This window comes from Psychroflexus longus (assembly GCF_020164595.1).
Lineage (GTDB): Bacteria > Bacteroidota > Bacteroidia > Flavobacteriales > Flavobacteriaceae > Psychroflexus > Psychroflexus longus.
Window position 1 is genome coordinate 89,674 of record NZ_JAIQZE010000008.1, and the last position, 16,426, is coordinate 106,099.

General features: G+C 36.6%; 18 protein-coding genes and 1 pseudogene. 13 read left to right on the forward strand and 6 right to left on the reverse strand.

Going from position 1 to position 16,426, the window contains the following annotated elements:
• The first annotated feature begins 314 nt into the window (after positions 1–314).
• The 13 genes and pseudogenes from LB452_RS08690 (at position 315) to LB452_RS08750 (ending at position 8,576) form a co-directional block, all read left to right on the forward strand.
• Positions 315–533 (forward strand): hypothetical protein, encoded by a 219-nt coding sequence (locus LB452_RS08690; RefSeq protein ID WP_224461346.1) that lies wholly within the window; start codon positions 315–317, stop codon positions 531–533.
• A gap of 134 nt (positions 534–667) precedes the next feature.
• Positions 668–1,531, forward strand: coding sequence for a redoxin domain-containing protein (locus LB452_RS08695; protein WP_224461347.1), 864 nt, complete (start codon positions 668–670; stop codon positions 1,529–1,531).
• Between the two features lie 88 nt (positions 1,532–1,619).
• The gene (locus LB452_RS08700; RefSeq protein ID WP_224461348.1) at positions 1,620–2,084 is read left to right on the forward strand and encodes a DUF423 domain-containing protein; all 465 of its coding nucleotides are present in this window, start codon (positions 1,620–1,622) and stop codon (positions 2,082–2,084) included.
• A 75-nt stretch (positions 2,085–2,159) separates the two neighbouring features.
• Positions 2,160–2,306, forward strand: coding sequence for a hypothetical protein (locus LB452_RS08705; protein WP_224461349.1), 147 nt, complete (start codon positions 2,160–2,162; stop codon positions 2,304–2,306).
• 90 nt (positions 2,307–2,396) lie between these two features.
• Positions 2,397–3,254, forward strand: a complete 858-nt coding sequence (locus LB452_RS08710; protein WP_224461350.1) for a hypothetical protein — start codon at positions 2,397–2,399, stop codon at positions 3,252–3,254.
• Positions 3,255–3,324: 70 nt separating this feature from the next.
• Positions 3,325–3,888: a hypothetical protein gene (locus LB452_RS08715; RefSeq protein WP_224461351.1), complete on the forward strand. Its 564-nt coding sequence runs from the start codon at positions 3,325–3,327 to the stop codon at positions 3,886–3,888.
• Between the two features lie 400 nt (positions 3,889–4,288).
• Entirely contained in the window at positions 4,289–4,573 is a 285-nt protein-coding gene (locus LB452_RS08720) for a hypothetical protein (RefSeq protein ID WP_224461352.1), read from the forward strand.
• Between the two features lie 16 nt (positions 4,574–4,589).
• Positions 4,590–5,015: a hypothetical protein gene (locus LB452_RS08725; RefSeq protein WP_224461353.1), complete on the forward strand. Its 426-nt coding sequence runs from the start codon at positions 4,590–4,592 to the stop codon at positions 5,013–5,015.
• Between the two features lie 24 nt (positions 5,016–5,039).
• Positions 5,040–5,906 carry a TraB/GumN family protein gene (locus LB452_RS08730; RefSeq protein ID WP_224461354.1) on the forward strand — a complete coding sequence of 289 codons (867 nt, stop codon included), beginning with the start codon at positions 5,040–5,042 and terminating at the stop codon, positions 5,904–5,906.
• A gap of 315 nt (positions 5,907–6,221) precedes the next feature.
• Positions 6,222–6,407 (forward strand): hypothetical protein, encoded by a 186-nt coding sequence (locus tag LB452_RS08735; protein ID WP_224461355.1) that lies wholly within the window; start codon positions 6,222–6,224, stop codon positions 6,405–6,407.
• A 68-nt stretch (positions 6,408–6,475) separates the two neighbouring features.
• Positions 6,476–8,182, forward strand: coding sequence for a DUF885 domain-containing protein (locus LB452_RS08740; RefSeq protein WP_224461356.1), 1,707 nt, complete (start codon positions 6,476–6,478; stop codon positions 8,180–8,182).
• 91 nt (positions 8,183–8,273) lie between these two features.
• Positions 8,274–8,387: pseudogene (locus LB452_RS13695) on the forward strand (NINE protein); the annotation flags it as partial.
• A gap of 24 nt (positions 8,388–8,411) precedes the next feature.
• Entirely contained in the window at positions 8,412–8,576 is a 165-nt protein-coding gene (locus LB452_RS08750; RefSeq protein ID WP_224461357.1) for an SHOCT domain-containing protein, read from the forward strand.
• 150 nt (positions 8,577–8,726) lie between these two features.
• On the opposite strand, the gene ftsZ is transcribed toward LB452_RS08750, so the two are convergent.
• From ftsZ to LB452_RS08780, 6 genes are read right to left on the reverse strand one after another with little or no spacing between them, the layout of a single operon-like run.
• On the reverse strand, positions 8,727–10,601 hold the full coding sequence (ftsZ, locus tag LB452_RS08755; protein ID WP_224461358.1) for a cell division protein FtsZ: 1,875 nt from the start codon (positions 10,599–10,601) through the stop codon (positions 8,727–8,729).
• Positions 10,602–10,628: 27 nt separating this feature from the next.
• Complete coding sequence (gene ftsA, locus LB452_RS08760; RefSeq protein ID WP_224461359.1) at positions 10,629–12,023, reverse strand: cell division protein FtsA; 1,395 nt, start codon at positions 12,021–12,023, stop codon at positions 10,629–10,631.
• 12 nt (positions 12,024–12,035) lie between these two features.
• The gene (locus tag LB452_RS08765; protein ID WP_224461360.1) at positions 12,036–12,755 is read right to left on the reverse strand and encodes a cell division protein FtsQ/DivIB; all 720 of its coding nucleotides are present in this window, start codon (positions 12,753–12,755) and stop codon (positions 12,036–12,038) included.
• Positions 12,742–14,094 (reverse strand): UDP-N-acetylmuramate--L-alanine ligase, encoded by a 1,353-nt coding sequence (gene murC, locus LB452_RS08770; protein WP_224461361.1) that lies wholly within the window; start codon positions 14,092–14,094, stop codon positions 12,742–12,744. The genes LB452_RS08765 and murC overlap by 14 nt, the downstream gene beginning before the upstream one ends.
• Positions 14,091–15,188: an undecaprenyldiphospho-muramoylpentapeptide beta-N-acetylglucosaminyltransferase gene (gene murG, locus LB452_RS08775; RefSeq protein ID WP_224461362.1), complete on the reverse strand. Its 1,098-nt coding sequence runs from the start codon at positions 15,186–15,188 to the stop codon at positions 14,091–14,093. Before murG ends, murC begins: the two co-directional genes overlap by 4 nt.
• Positions 15,185–16,426: an FtsW/RodA/SpoVE family cell cycle protein gene (locus LB452_RS08780; protein WP_224461363.1), complete on the reverse strand. Its 1,242-nt coding sequence runs from the start codon at positions 16,424–16,426 to the stop codon at positions 15,185–15,187. The genes murG and LB452_RS08780 overlap by 4 nt, the downstream gene beginning before the upstream one ends.

Here is a 16,426-nt window from a genome sequence, read left to right on the forward strand (position 1 = left end):
TAATGATAAAAGATGAGAAAACAAATTTAACCCCACCTCCACCGCCCGCTGGATAAGTAACTTTTAAATGAAGCTTGTATTTGAAAGCTACTATCCATGCAAAAAACCGTTGAAGCTAACACAAATACAAAATTAGTTATACAAAGAAATTCATAATGGAATAATTAAGCTCATATAAATAGGTGTTTATATGGATGGAAAAAAGGTCGGAACTATAGTTAATAGTCAAAATAAATATTATTAAATAGAACATGGAAAACATTAAATCTATGGAAAAATAGATAGGTGTTTTAGCTCAAAACAAAAAATGGGATATGAAGGAGAATAAAACAACAACACTAAAACTGAGTGGTTATAAATATGGTACTTGGATTCTACCTGCTATGTTAGGATTTTTAGTAATTTACTTTTCATTGACTTACCAACTTGAAATTAAATTGATTTACCTGGTTCTTATCCCAGTGATTCTTCTTTTATACCCGATGTATTTTATCACATTCGGAAAAAATAGATATCTAATATTAACTGAATAATAAAAACCATGAAAAAACTACTCCTAGTAATTACAGCCTTACTTTTAATTTCCTGTAATGAAATTTCTAAAACAGAATTTTCATTGATTGGGACCACTCACAAAATGGAAAACGGGACGATGCTTTAATTAGAGGTGGAGAAGAATCTTATCGACTCCACCAAGATTGAGAACAATACATTCACTTTCACAACCGATTTATCAGAAGCTCCACTATTAGCTCTTTTAAAAACAAAGGACTTTTCTCACTATCGCTTCTTGTGGTTGGAAGATAGTCCAATGACTTTTAAAGCTACAGATTCAGACTTGAAGAAAGCAATGGTGACCGGTTCAAAAGAGGAAGATTTAAGTCAGCAATTAAACAAACTCGCCGATTCACTACCCAGAAGTGAACGTTTGCAAAAAGACCTGGAGTTTGTAAACAATCATCCCAATAGTCTTCATGCGGCTTACCTTCTATCTGTCTATTCATCAACCTGGGGCAAAAAGAAATCGAAAGAGCTTTTTGACAACTTTTCAGATAAAAACAAAAACTCTGACTACGGAAAAAGGATTTCAAAATATATAAAGCTGAATCAAAGCCTGGAAATCGGAGACCAGTACATTGACTTAGAAATACCAAATACAAATGGCGAAATGAGACGTTTATCGGAAGTTGAAGGAGAATTGGTGTTGTTGGAATTTTGGGCTTCAAATTGTGGACCTTGCAGACAGGAAAACCCAAATCTAGTGAAAACCTATAACGAATTCAAAGACAAAGGATTTGAAATTTTTGCGGTGTCTGAAGATATCCAAAAAAAGAAATGGTTAGAAGCTATTGAAGAAGACCATTTACCCTGGCTTCATGTAAGTGAATTGAAAGGAAACAATATGGCATCCATGATTTATGGAGTAAATGGTATTCCTGATAATTTCCTGATTGACAATAACGGAATCATCGTTGGACGGAATTTACGCGGAGAAAAGCTAAATGATAAGCTTAAAGAGATTTTGAATTAAACTCAGTTTTCAGCGTCAATTAAAATAAATTCCTATTTTCACTTAAAATTTCATATCCCTGACTGAAACTCATACTTAAACCAACCTTATGAAAACCTGGAATTTTAAGATTGATGACCACCCCAAAGAGGTAAGTCAAAAAATAGAAACAGCATTCAGACCTGTTTCAGGTTTAGTGTTCAACATGAACCAGAACAAGAATCCGATCACCTTCAAAATGCGAAGGAGGATTTTATACCCCTGGTATCTGTTTTTTCTCAATAGTATCATTGTGAAAGGAAAATTATCAAAGGCTGAAGCTCCAGACAAGGCTCAGGTGGAAATTTCATTCAACCAGCATTTTCTATGGGTATTAGTGATCGCTACAGATATTATTCTGGTTACAGCGCTTTTTATTGCAGTCATTTCAGGTAAAATTGAAGGTAGCTTAACCTACGGCGTTGCAGCTCTGATTTTAGCGGTTGGAATTGTGTTAGGGTTAAGAATTCAGAAGAAATATTCAAAAGATGTTCAAGATTACAAAACCTTAATTTCGGAAACACTTGGCGTCTAATTATATAATCCGGTTTAAAGTTTGGAATTGAATTTAAGTAAAATGAAAAAGACAAATTTTTGAAAAATTGAAAGTATGAAAATCAAATCCAGAGACGTTGCCTTCTTCTTTTTAGGCGTATTCTTCCTTATTACAATTAACGCAGTATTGGATTGGGAAGGAACAAAAGAGGCTTATAATGAAGCCTATAGAAATGCACGTTTTGTTGAGTCACCAAATTAACTTAGAAGAATTCTATGTCATGAAATTTATATCGAAACATAAATAAACAGTAACATCCTACTAACTAAACTAAAAATCTTTTTCGCTATCATGATCAAACTTATCCTTATCCTCACCCTTTACCTAGTAAGTCTTTTTACTTATGCGCAAACCACCAGTTTAGAAGAATCTGTATATTTAAAATGGAAAATAACAGATACGTTAACATACCATACTGCTATGAGGGATACCATTTATGCAAACAATAAATCACAAACTGAAAGCGATTCCGTCACAAACAATATAGATGACTTATTGCAGGCCATGCAAACGCAATTTTTCGACCTGAACTATGAAACAAAACTGTTTCCAGATAAAAATGGAAATGTTGACATCGCTATGATGCTAAAAGAAAATAAAACTGACTCTACAAGATCGATTTTCTCAGGAATTGCAAAAATGAACGGTAATGTAGCATTAAGAGGTAAAGTTAGCCCAGAAGGAGAATTGTTAAGCCGGTACTATAAAACGGAACAAAACAATATCATTTCAATTTTATTTGAATTGCCAACCTCCCCAGTTAAGGTCGGAGACGAATGGAGTTTGGATGTAAACATGATTTCGATGGACCAAAATTTCAAAGCTGACTCGATTTACATGAAAAATACAGTAAAACTTAGTGAAATAAAAATCCTGAATGGGAATAAAATTGCTGTCCTAAAATACGATTTGCAAGAGTTCGTTTCCGGAGAATTTGATAGTAAAGTCATGTCCATGTTTTCAAAAGAATCCGCCAATAAAGAAACATTTATGAAGATCTCTCACAAAGCAACTGCGGAATTTGATATTGATAAAGGCTATTGGATTTTATATGACGGAGAAATGGACACAGAAACCAACTTTTCTCCTTTAGGTATGAATGGAAACAAAAGAACAAAGTTCAAATTGACGCCTGTAAACAAGAGCTAAACATTAATCGACAGGGTTTAACGAGTTAGACTCTTTCGTCATAAACAGAAGAAATTGAAACAAAACAATCATGAGCAAACTTATCTTCATGCTTACCCTTTACCTAGTCAGTTTTACTGCTAAAGCTCAAGACGCCAGTGTTGAAGAGTCGACTGGAGGCCTACAAACTGGATTTCTAGGCGTATGGCTCCATAATGAAAAGCGACTTTCAGACCAATTTGTACTCCGAGGTGAAATTGGCTTTGATAGTTCTATTTCTGGAGGCACGTTTTACAGAAAGACCTTATTTTTACTCATACCAGTTCTCACTGCCGAACCACGCTGGTATTATAATTTAAAGAAAAGATTGTCCAAATCTAAAACCATAAAGGGCAACAGTGGCAACTTCCTGTCTTTGAAAACAAGTTTCCATCCTGACTGGTTTGTCATTGCCAATGAAAATAATATTCGTGTTGTGAGTGATATTTCATTCATTCCCACCTGGGGGATCAAACGAAATATCGGCAAGCATTTTACCTATGAAACTGGTATTGGTTTTGGGTACCGCTATTTTTTCGCCAAAAACTCTGGCTTTGCAGAAAACGAGGGTGAAGCTGCCCTGAATCTCCATTTGCGTGTGGGTTACCAATTTTAATCTACTTTTTCGTAAAAGCAATTTAATTTATTTTAAATTTAACTCAACTATTATTAATTATGAAATTAAATAAAGTCAGAATACTGGGAATTATTATTGCTATTTCTGCATACTTGACTCATCTCTTAATCGGATCCAGCGAGTATAGCTCGCTATTAGGAGTTTCGACTGCCATTGGCATTGGTCTCCTGGTGTACGGAAGTTTGAATATATTTAAAGGAGTAAAAAAATAGTGCAAAACTCAGTATAACTTATCATGACCATCAAATACAAAAAAAGACACATTTTAAACAACCTACTATATGCGATTTTATGAGTTGGACTTACCATAGTTTATTTGCTTGTAAAAGGATTTGAGCCATTAATTGTATTTCTACATTTCATTCCTATATCCAATTTTGTGTTGCGATATTTTTATAAGAAGAAGAATCAATACCTCACTATTGAAAATGGAGTAATTCAGAAAAATAATATTTATAGCTCAAACACTAAAATTCAGATCAATGCGATCACAGAAATTGAAAAAATTGGCCTTGATTATCGTCTCAAAGCCGAAGACATTAACTTAAGATTTGACCCCAACTTAATTGATGAAGAATCGCTAAAAAAACTGATCCATTTTTTAGGACAACTGGATTTACCTTCAGAAAAAACCTCTTCAGCAAACTTGATAATGAATCAATAGCTCAGAATTTATAGTCATGAAAATCAAATTCAAGAAAAAACGATTACGTTACAACCTAAATATCGGTATTCTAATGACGTGTTTAGGTTCGGCATATTTCATTTTCGATGCAAGTCCAATCGTATCCGGCTATTTATATTTGGTAGCTGGTCTAAGTATGACTTTCCACTACCTTTATGATAAAAAACACCATTACCTTATTATTGAGAATGGCATCATCAAAAAGAACAAACTTTACAGTTGGAATAACAAGATACTTATCGAGGATATTATTGAAATAAAAGGCACCCGTAATGGTTATTTGCTTAAATCTGAAAAAGGAAATCTAAAGATTAACCCCAAAGTAATTGATGAAGAATCGATGCCAGACTTAACTCAATGCCTGAAAAACATAAATATCCGGTGGAAAAAAACCTTTTCAGAAAATTTAAAACTCAATTAAATTAAAAACTAAAAATCAATCCTTATGAATCTTAAATCCTTATTTCTTCTATTTTTAATCTGTGCATTACCAATATCAGCACACTCACAATCCACAGAAAATGCCTTGCTCTGGAAAGTGAGCGGTAATGGTTTGTCAGCCGACTCTTACCTCTACGGCACCATTCACCTGGCCTGTGATGTAAATATCACCGACGACATGCAACAAGCTTTCGACTCCACCGAGCAACTCGCTTTGGAAATCGATATGGCAGATCCCACCATGATGACAGTCATGATGCAAAACATGTACATGAAAGACGGCAAAAAACTATCCGATTTTGCCAACGATGAAGAATTGAAGCAACTCGAAGCATTCTTTGAAGGGAAAGTACAGGGGATGAATTTTGGCATGATGCAAAGCATAAAGCCATTCTTTCTAAGCGCAATGGCTGTAACAAGTTTTATGAGCTGCTCAACTCCACAAGGTTATGATATGTATTTTATGGAACAAGCGAAAGCAGAAGAAAAATCCATCATCGGCCTTGAGACCTTAATGGACCAAGTCAATATGATTGATAAAATTCCTTACGAGGAACAAGTTGATGAACTCCTGGAGATGGCAAGCAAATCCACAGAGGAAAATAGCCGTATATACGAAGAAATGCTCAAAAAATACGAAGCAAAAGACCTGGACGGACTCATGAAATTTATGACAGAACAGGAATCTAGCATGAACTTATACGCCGAAGATTTCCTGGATAATCGTAATAAAAAATGGATCCCAGTCATCGAAGAAAAAGCCAAGGAAACCCCGACATTTTTTGCCTTTGGCGCCGCACATTTAGCTGGTCAAAATGGAGTGATCAATTTGTTGAGGAGAGCGGGATATAAGGTTGAAGCTGTGGAATAATTCTAGATTTGAAGTGACTATTTTCTTATCAAAATCAGTTAAAATGACTTTGCTCAAGTTAGATTGATACTCTTCGATACATTTCTTAAAGCGCGAATTTAACTTGATGTTCTAGTCTTATGAAAAGTTTCAACTGAAGGGTTTAAGTTGAACTAAAATTGATAGGTAGAAAACCCGGATTAAAAACTTAGACCTCACGGGTTTTAAAAACCTGTAAGGTCTTATAAGTTGAACTTAGATTTGTATATACTACCATAACTTTTATATAAGCTGAAATATCAGTATCAAAATATAAATTATTGTTATGTTTAACCAATGAAAAAGGCAAAGCGCTATGTATATTTGAATTTGGTATTCGGTATCATCTGGCTGTCGGCAGGCTTTTTCAAGGTAGGCTTCAATGGTCAGGATAATTGGTTTGGCTATATCTGGTTTGTTTTAGCAGCTTTTTATTTAGGGGTATTTATCTATCAGATTTTAAAACTCAAGAACAAAAACTAAAAAACCAATTTGATATAAAATTTGTTCCTGTTTATTTTATCCTATTTTGTAATCGAAATATTCATGTTATGAAATCAAATCTAAGTGTAATTATCATTTTTATAGTTTGCAACTCACTTTGGAGTCAAACACCGAGTCAAAGCTTAGACTCTATTATACAAACCTATCAAGATTATAAAGGCTATGATCGGGAAGCTTATCCACTTGGCCTTTACACAGAAGACTACTACAAACAGGAAGCTGAGTTCTCTGAAGATTTATTAAAAAAATTAGCTAAAATTGATGCAGATCAACTTAAGGAAACCGATTACATTTCTTTAGAACTTCTAAAGTTTAAGCTACAGGAATCTGTTGACAGGTACGAATTTAAATCCTATCTCAACCCCTTACTTTCAGATTCTGGTTTTCACTTAAGTCTTTCTTACCAGGTAAGAGACCTCAACACTTACGATCAAGTCAAGTCTTACCTCAATAAGTTGAATGCGATTCCTGCTTATGTTGATCAGCATTTTGTCTTACTTCGCGAAGGTTTAAAAGAAGGCATCACCCAACCTCGAGTAATTTTTGAAGGCTATGAATCTACATACAATTCTCAGATTGTTGAAACTCCAGAAGAAAGTTTTTTCTACGAGCCTTTTGAAAACTTGCCTTCTACTCTATCTCAAACACAGAAAGACTCCGTTATCAAAGCTGCTAAAACAGCTATTAAGACCAATGTTATTCCGCAATTTAAACGTGTAAAAACCTTTTTTGAAACTGAATATTTACCCAACACCAAAACTACTTTAGGGGTTTCAAAAGGACCGCAAGGTAAAGCCTATTACCAGAACCGACTTAATTACTACACAACTTTAAATCTCACTGCGGAAGAAATTCACAACATCGGCTTGGAAGAGGTTAACCGGATCAATACAGAGATGAAAGCCATCGTCGATGAAGTTAAATTTGACGGCAACTTGGAGGAATTCATTCAGTTTTTAAGAACTGACGAGCAATTTTACGCCAAAACTGGGGAAGAACTGTTGAAAGAGGCGCGTGATATTGCCAAACGCATCGATGCCAAACTTCCTGCGTATTTCAAAACGCTTCCTAGGCGGCCCTACGGCGTTGCCAAAGTTCCCGATGCCATTGCTCCCAAATACACCACGGGTCGTTACATCGGCGCTTCAGACGATACTCAGCCTGGTTATTATTGGGTGAATACTTACAATTTACCTAATCGGCCACTTTATATACTGCCCTCCTTAACCGCTCACGAAGCTGTTCCTGGACATCACCTACAAAATGCGCTAAATGCCGAGCTTGGAGATAGCATCCCCAAATTCAGAAAAAATACTTATCTGTCTGCTTACGGAGAAGGCTGGGGTTTGTATTCTGAGTTTTTAGCGGATGAGATGGGCATTTATACTACACCTTACGAGAAATTTGGAAAATTAACCTACGAGCAGTGGCGTGCCTGCCGACTTGTGATTGACACGGGTATTCATGCTATGGGATGGACACGGGAACAAGCTGTCGACTACTTTACCAAAAACACAGCCCTTTCTTTGCATAACATAAATACTGAAGTCGATCGCTACATTTCCTGGCCAGGACAGGCCGTTTCCTATAAAATCGGAGAAATCAAAATCAGGGAATTGAGAAAAAAAGCGGAAGAAACTCTAGGTAAAAAATTTGACATAAGGGATTTCCACGAAATTATCCTAGAACAAGGAGTTGTTACCTTACCTATTTTAGAACAACGGGTGAATGCTTTTATTGAGCGGTCGAAATAATATTCAAATTTTATATTCAAACTTAAGATAGTTTTAAAGTAATGCATAATCACAATCCACCCATATGAAAAACTAAGCTGCCGCGGCACTTTTAGCATTTTTCTTAGGAGACATAGGAATTCACCGATTTTATTTAATCCAGGTTGGCTTAGGATTTTTATACCTTCTGTTTAGCTGGACATTCATACCGTTTATTGTAGCTTTTATTGACTTAATTGTTTTTCTGGTTATGGATAAAAGAAACTTCGATCAAAAATATAATAAGGAGTATTCAACTCGTAATAATTACTACAAAACCAGTGCAAGCGAAGAGATTGAAAAGCTTTACAACTTAAAAATGAAAGGAATCATCAGTCAGGAAGAATTCGACAGGAAGAAAAGAGAACTCTTATAAATCAACACCTGAAGTTGATGAGCAGTTCCGAAGTTGAGAATTCTCACAATTATAATTTTTTGACTCCTTCTTAAAACGCTAATTAGGATATGATCAAAGTAAAAAGGCCAGCAAAATTGCTGGCCTTTTTACTTTGAAAAATTCTTATCTCTAGTCTACATTATCATGTAAAAATGAATTGTTAGACCTGAAATTCAAATTATCCTTATCTCCTTCTACACTGGTTCTCGACAGAGAATTTCCTTCAGAGCGGTTATTATTTATATCAATACCAGCACGCTTGTAAGCAGGTTGCTTTTCAATCTCATCAATATTGTTGGTATTTCTGAATTTATAATTGAACTGCTTCATCTTAGCCTTTCGTTCCGCTGCTCGGGAAGCAAGCTCAGACAAAGGAGTGTTCATAGGATCTATTTCATCGTTATTACTGTTTTCAGTTCTGGAAGGCTCAACGGTTCGTCTTGTAAATTTGACTTCTTCCGGCTCTTCTTCCTTAGGTTTTGACTGTGGCTTGCGAGATGATGAAGTTTGCATCGGCTCATCTTCATCCATAAACTCAGATAAGTCGTATTTTTTAACTTCAGAAGGTGAAAGGCCTTTAAATGAATTTACTTCCTCAGGCTCGTTAACTTCGATGTTCTTTACAGATCTGGAAGATGGCGATTGTTCATCGTCGTCCTCATTTTCAGAAAAATCAAAACTTAGCATGCCAGAGGAATTGTCTTCGTCTTTTACAGGACTGTCTTCAATGATTTCAAAATCATCTTCATGAGCATTGACGATCTCGAAATCCACATCTAGATGATTAACATTTGGTTGATCCGTCGTTTCGTTTGACACGTCTTTCGGCTCATCTTCAGAATCTAAATTATGTACAACTTTAGACTGCTCATTTGTTTCCGGGGTTTGTCTTCTGGACTGTGGAACATCTATAGAAGACTGTTTTTTGAATCTGCCAGTCGATAGATTTTGTTCGATACGCTGATCATCTTCAAGTGTGTGAATAATCTTTTTGGTCTCTGTATTTACGATTTCGTCTTGTTGCTCAGTATTAAACCCCGTAGCTATGACTGTTACTGAAATTGAATCCTCTAAGCTTTCATCATCACCAACACCCATGATGATGTTAGCGCTGTTACCAGCTTCTGCCTGAATATGATCGTTAATTTCTCCAATTTCATCTAATGTGATTTCATCGGTTCCTGAAACGATAAGTAGTAATACATTTTGAGCTCCTTTAATTTTATTATCATTCAATAGAGGAGAATCTAATGCTTTTTCTATTGCGATTTGAGATCTATTGGTTCCTGAAGCCACTGCAGATCCCATGATAGCAGTTCCGCTGTTACTTAAAACAGTTTTAGCATCACGTAAGTCAATGTTTTGAGTGTAGTGATGAGTAATAACTTCTGCAATACCTCGGGAGGCAGTGGCTAAAACTTCATCAGCCTTTGAAAACCCGGATTTGAAGCCAAGATTTCCATACACTTCTCTCAATTTGTTGTTATTGATAACTATGAGTGAATCCACATTGTTTCGAAGCTCTTCAACTCCCAACTGAGCCTGTTCATTTCTTGTGCGTCCTTCAAATTGAAATGGAATGGTAACGATACCAACCGTAAGTATATCCATTTCCTTTGCAAGTCTTGCTATAACTGGTGCAGCACCTGTTCCTGTACCACCACCCATTCCTGCGGTGATGAATACCATTTTGGTGTTAGTGCTCAATAAGCCTTTAAGGTCTTCTCTACTTTCTTCTGCCGCTTGCTTACCAATATCTGGATTGGCACCTGCTCCAAGTCCTTCTGTAAGATCTACGCCAAGTTGTATTTTGGTGGGCACCGGACTGTTCTCAAGTGCTTGTGCGTCTGTATTACATATCACAAAGTCAACGCCCTTAATCCCTTGACTAAACATGTGATTGATGGCATTGGAACCTCCACCACCAACTCCAATAACTTTGATCACGTTGGATTGGTTTTTTGGGAGATCAAATGAAATATTTTCAAATTCTTGCTGACTCATAATTCTTAATTTTGGTTGGTATACTTCCTACTCTGCGTTATCTAAAAAATCTTTTAATTTATCAAACCATTTTTCGACCACATTTCTGCTTGGTCGAGCTGGTTGATTGGGCTGCTCTGGAATTCCCTTGTTCTGCTCTGTATCTGGAGACTCTTCTGTAACTCCATTTACATTATGTTCCATTGCAGTTTCAGCGGGCTGTTCGACATTATCAGGGTTTTCCAGTTCTTCCTGTTCTATTCGTTCTGCTTTATCGAAAGCTTTCCGTTCCAAGCCGTCCATCACTAAACCTACTGCTGTAGCGTAAAGTGGACTTGCAATTTCTTTGTCGGTTTCCCCGGCGAGATACTCGTTTGGATAACCAATTCTGGTATCCATACCAGTAACATATTCTACTAGCTGTTTTAAATGCTTTAATTGAGCACCTCCACCAGTAATAACGATTCCGGCAATTAACTTTTTCTTTTGTTCGTCATGACCGTAGTTTTTAATTTCTAAATAAACCTGATCTATAATTTCTACTGCCCTGTAGTGAATCACTTTAGATAAATTCTTAAGTGATATTTCTTTAGGATCTCTTCCTCTTAGTCCTGGAATAGAAACAATTTCATTTTCCTTATTTTCTCCGGGCCAAGCTGATCCAAATTTTACTTTCAGTAATTCAGCTTGCTTTTCGATAATAGAACATCCTTCTTTGATATCCTCTGTGATTACGTTACCACCTAACGGAATTACAGCAGTGTGTCTTATAATTCCATCTTTAAAAATGGCTAAATCTGTCGTTCCTCCACCTATATCAATAAGGGCTACACCTGCTTCTTTTTCTTCCTGGCTCAATACTGAATTTGCTGATGCCAATGGTTCTAGTGTCATTCCATTCAACTCCAATCCAGAGTTCTTTACGCATCTCCCAATGTTTCTAATGGAGGAAATCTGTCCTACGACCACATGAAAGTTAGCTTCTAGGCGTCCACCAGACATACCCCTGGGTTCCATGATTTCAGACTGACCATCTACTTTATATTCTTGTGGCAACACATGAATAATTTCTTCTCCTGGCAACATAACCAACTTGTGAACCTGGTTACATAAATTGTCGATATCATCATCTTCTATTACCTCTTCAACATCATTTCTAGTGATGTAATCGCTATGCTGTAAACTTCTAATGTGTTGCCCTGCAATTCCTACGGTGACTCCTTTGACATCTATCCCGGAATTTGCTTCTGCTTGCTGTATGGCTTGTTGTATAGATTGTATAGTTTGCGTAATGTTATTGACGACACCCCGATGTACACCCAGACTTTTGGTTCTTCCGATGCCTAAAATCTCTACTTTTCCATATTCATTTTTGCGACCAATCATGGCAACAATCTTTGTTGTTCCTATGTCTAAGCCTACTGCAATATTATCTTCTTCCATCTTTGTAGATTATTACTTTGTTGTACACACTACCTGATTACCAAATTGCAAATCTATGCGTTTATAGTCGTCTAATTTCTTGTATTCCAAAGCCTTTGAATAAAAAACTTTATAGTTAGTCAACTTTTTGTCAAGATAAGAAATTTGACCAAAATTGACTAAATATTCCCTATCTCTCACCTCTAAAACAAAGTTTTTTTCTGATTTTTTTCGGATTGCAATGATATGTTTTTTTAAAAAATCATCGGCCTCTATTTTCATCAAAAGTGGATAAACTTCTTTAAGCTCATCCGGGCTAACTCCAGAGACCAAAGGCACTCTAGATGAGTAGTTTGCAGATAATGGCATTGACAAACCATCCGCATCCAGGTAATAAAACCCTTTATCGGTTACTCTGGCAATGGGTTCTCTTTGGATAATTTTAGCTGAAAGGGTTCCATCCAGGGTATAATAAACTTCAGAGGTCTTTATCATTTCGTTGGCATCCAAAATCTTTTCAAAAGTGGCCAAACGATTTTCATTGATCAATGAATCACCATTAACTTCTAAAACTTCACCTAGCAACTTTTCAACTTCAACCTCTGTAATAAAAATTTTGGAGGCATCCAATAATTCAACCTTCAGAGTTTTTACAGGCTTCAGGTTTTGGCGATAATTAGCAAACCCTACCAAAAAGAAGAGCACTCCCAGGATCAGAACCAATCTTATGTTATGTAGTTTAAATGCTTTCATGCAGATAATTTGAAATTTTAATAGCTTCTACTCCTATGTCTCCCGCGCCTAGCAAAACAATGACTTTATTTTTAGATCTCGTTATTCTATCTTGAATATCAGTTTTAGTTATTAATTCTTTTAATGGGTGCTGTATCAAATTCAGAAGAAATTCTGAAGTTACTCCTGCCATAGGTTCTTCTCTTGCCGGATAAATGTCCAGTAAATTGACTTCATCAAATTGAGCTAAGCTTTTTGCAAAGTCTTCAGCAAAATCTTTGGTTCTCGAGAATAAATGAGGCTGAAAAATCACCACGGATTTTTTCTCTGGATGCATTTCAGAAATCGCCTGATAAACAGCATCAATTTCCTTAGGGTGGTGAGCATAATCATCAATCACCACCAGATTTTCGGACTTATAGATATAATTAAAACGTCTTTGCACACCCTTAAAACTGGCTAAGGCTTTACCAAAGGTTTCGGCAAGCTCTGGCCTGAAATCAATTGCTAAACTCAAGGCCGAAGCAGCATTTAATAAATTGTGATGTCCTGGCAGAGAAAATTTCAGATTTTTTAGCTGAAGATTTCCTTTCTGAAAATCAAAACAATAAGTACCATCTTCAACTGAAATATTTGTAATCTGAATATCAACTTCTATCTCTATCCCAATAAATTTCGCTTCAAGGTCCAGACCTGTTTTAGCATAAAGATGTCCTTTTGGCACCAATCTTGAAAACTCCTGAAATGTATCTACTAACTTTTGAGAGGTTTCATAAATATCCAGATGATCGGCATCCATGGAGGTGATCACCGCTGCAGAGGGATGTAATTGGAGAAAAGATCTGTCGAATTCATCTGCCTCCACAACGACTACCTCTTCACCGTCACCGATATAGTTGGTTTTATAATTTTGTAAAATTCCACCACAAAAGGCCGTCAAGTTAATACCGCTGGCTTTAAGAATATGAACCAGAATCGCTGAAGTTGTCGTTTTACCATGGGTTCCCGCAACCGCCAAAGTTGGTAAATGTTTTGTAATTTCCCCTAAAACAACAGAACGCTTATAAAGTTCAAAATCATTCGTTTTAAAATACTCAAAGAATTTTGAAGCCTTTGATATCGCAGGCGTATAAATGACAAGAGTTTGTTCTCTAGATAATTTCTGAACTTGATTTGTAATGTCTTCGGAGTAAGAGATTTCTATTCCTTCCTCTGACAAAGTTTTTGTTAGCTCGGTTTTGGTTCTGTCGTACCCAAAAACTACCAAGCCTTTTTGATTAAAGTATCTAGCCAAAGCACTCATACCGATGCCACCGACACCAATCAAGAATACATGTGTATATTGCTTTAACTCTTTCATCTTACTTCATTTTCTATGCGCTCAACCTCATCCACTATGGCTTTTGTAGCCATGGGTTTGGCGAGTTTCAAAATATTTTTTGATAAGTTTTCCTGAAGTTCTGCATCGGTGATCAAATCACTGAATATAGACTCGAATTTTTCATTCAGTTCTGATTCTTTTAGCATTACCGCCGCCTCTTTATCTTCAATCGATTTAGCGTTTTTGGTTTGATGATCTTCAGCAACATTTGGTGACGGAATGAAGATCACTGGTTTCCCAACCAAACTCAATTCACTTACCGCTCCTGCTCCAGCTCTCGATATAATCACATCTGCAACAGCGTAAGCTAAATCCATTTTGGAAATGAACTTGAGGATTTTAATAGATTTGGTTTCCAAAGATTTGTATCTATCGTAATACAGCTTTCCACATTGCCACAGAACCTGAAGATTTTGGTCTTCAAAAAATGAAAGCTTTTCAGCTATCAATTCATTGATGCGCTGCGAACCCAAACTACCGCCGACAATCAAGAGTGTTTTTTTCTTAGGATCTAACTGAAAATGCTTCAGTCCGAATTCCTTTTTACTTCGCACTTCAAGTAAATCTTTACGAATTGGATTTCCTGTGAGTACTAATTTTTCCTTTGGAAAAAACTTCTCCATGCCTTCATAAGCCACACAGATAGAATGGGCATCTTTAGCGAGCCATTTATTGGTAATACCAGCGTAAGCATTTTGCTCCTGAATCAATGTTGGAATATTTAAAATCGACGCTATTTTCAATAGCGGTCCACTGGCAAAACCTCCAGTGCCGATAACCACATTAGGCTTAAATTTTTTGATCAGTGTTCTTGCTTTCACCATAGAGCTGAGCAGTTTGAAAGGGAACATGAGGTTGGATAAAGTCAATTTTCTTTGAATACCAGAGATCCACAAGCCTTCAATTTTAAAACCAGCTTCGGGGATTTTGGTCATTTCCATTTTATCCTTTGCTCCAACAAAAAGAAATTCAGCATTTGGATTTCTTTCTTTTAATTCTTCAGCAATAGCGATAGCCGGGTAGATATGTCCACCGGTTCCTCCTCCAGAAATCATGTATCGTTTCACACTCATATTGTTTCGCTTAAGACTTCAAGTGGGTTTTCTATCGCAAGGTTATCATCTCTTTCTTTCTGTTTGGCTTCAGCAGTTGCTTTCACTTCATTATTTGCACTGACGCTTATAACGATGCCTAGTGACAGGCAGGTCATCCAAATGGAAGTACCTCCACTTCCTACTAAAGGCAAAGTTTGTCCTGTAACGGGCAAGAATTCAACAGCTACCGCTATATTTACAAAGGCTTGTAAAATGATCGGAATTCCAGCAGCTACAACCAGTAATCTGCCGTAAGCAGTTTCAGATTTTGTGACGATAATTGCTATCCTATACAACATAAATAAATAGGCCAGAATCACTCCGATACCTCCTACCATTCCCAACTCTTCCACAATGATTGCATAAATAAAATCTGAAGAAGATTGAGGTAAGAAGTTACGCTGTACACTTTTTCCTATTCCATTTCCTGTGATTCCGCCGGTGGCGATTGCTATTTTGGCTTTTTCAACCTGATATTGCTCACGGGTTTGTTCATCCTGAGTAAATGATTCTACTCTGCTGATCCAGGTATCCACTCTGTTGGGGAATAAATCCGGAAAGGCTTTTGCTGTAAGACCAAATAAAACTAGGCCCAACATCCCAAAACCTACAATTGCTGCAGTGTATTTGAAAGTGTAGCCCCCAACAAATGTAAGCAGCAATACAATTGAAAAGATAATAGCCGCTGTAGACAGATTGGCAGGAAGAATAAGTCCAACCACTAGAAATACCGGAACCCAAAGTGGCAGAATTGTTTCTTTGAATGTGTAGGCTTTATCTTTAATTTTGGACAAATAGCGAGCAACATATATCAATAATACTACAGAGGCCAAGGTCGAGGTTTGAAATGAAAAATTGACAATAGGCACGTGTATCCAACGGCTGGCATTGGCTCCTTGCATGGTAGTACCCTGTAACAGGGTTACAATTAGAAGCACAATGACTACAGGAAGTAATATAATGGACAACCCCCTGAAATAGCGATACGGTATTTTATGTGTAGCATAGAGTATAGAAAAGCCTAATACCAAATGAATGAAATGCTTAACTAAATAAGCAAATGTACTTCCGCTTGCTCCGTTGAGATAAGCAAGGTTACTAGAGGCACTATACACAGGAATAAAAGAAAAAATAGCCAAAAGCGCAGCCACAGACCATAACATCTTGTCGCCTTTTATGCTTTTGAAAAATTGTTTTATTCCTGTTTCAGTTGACAT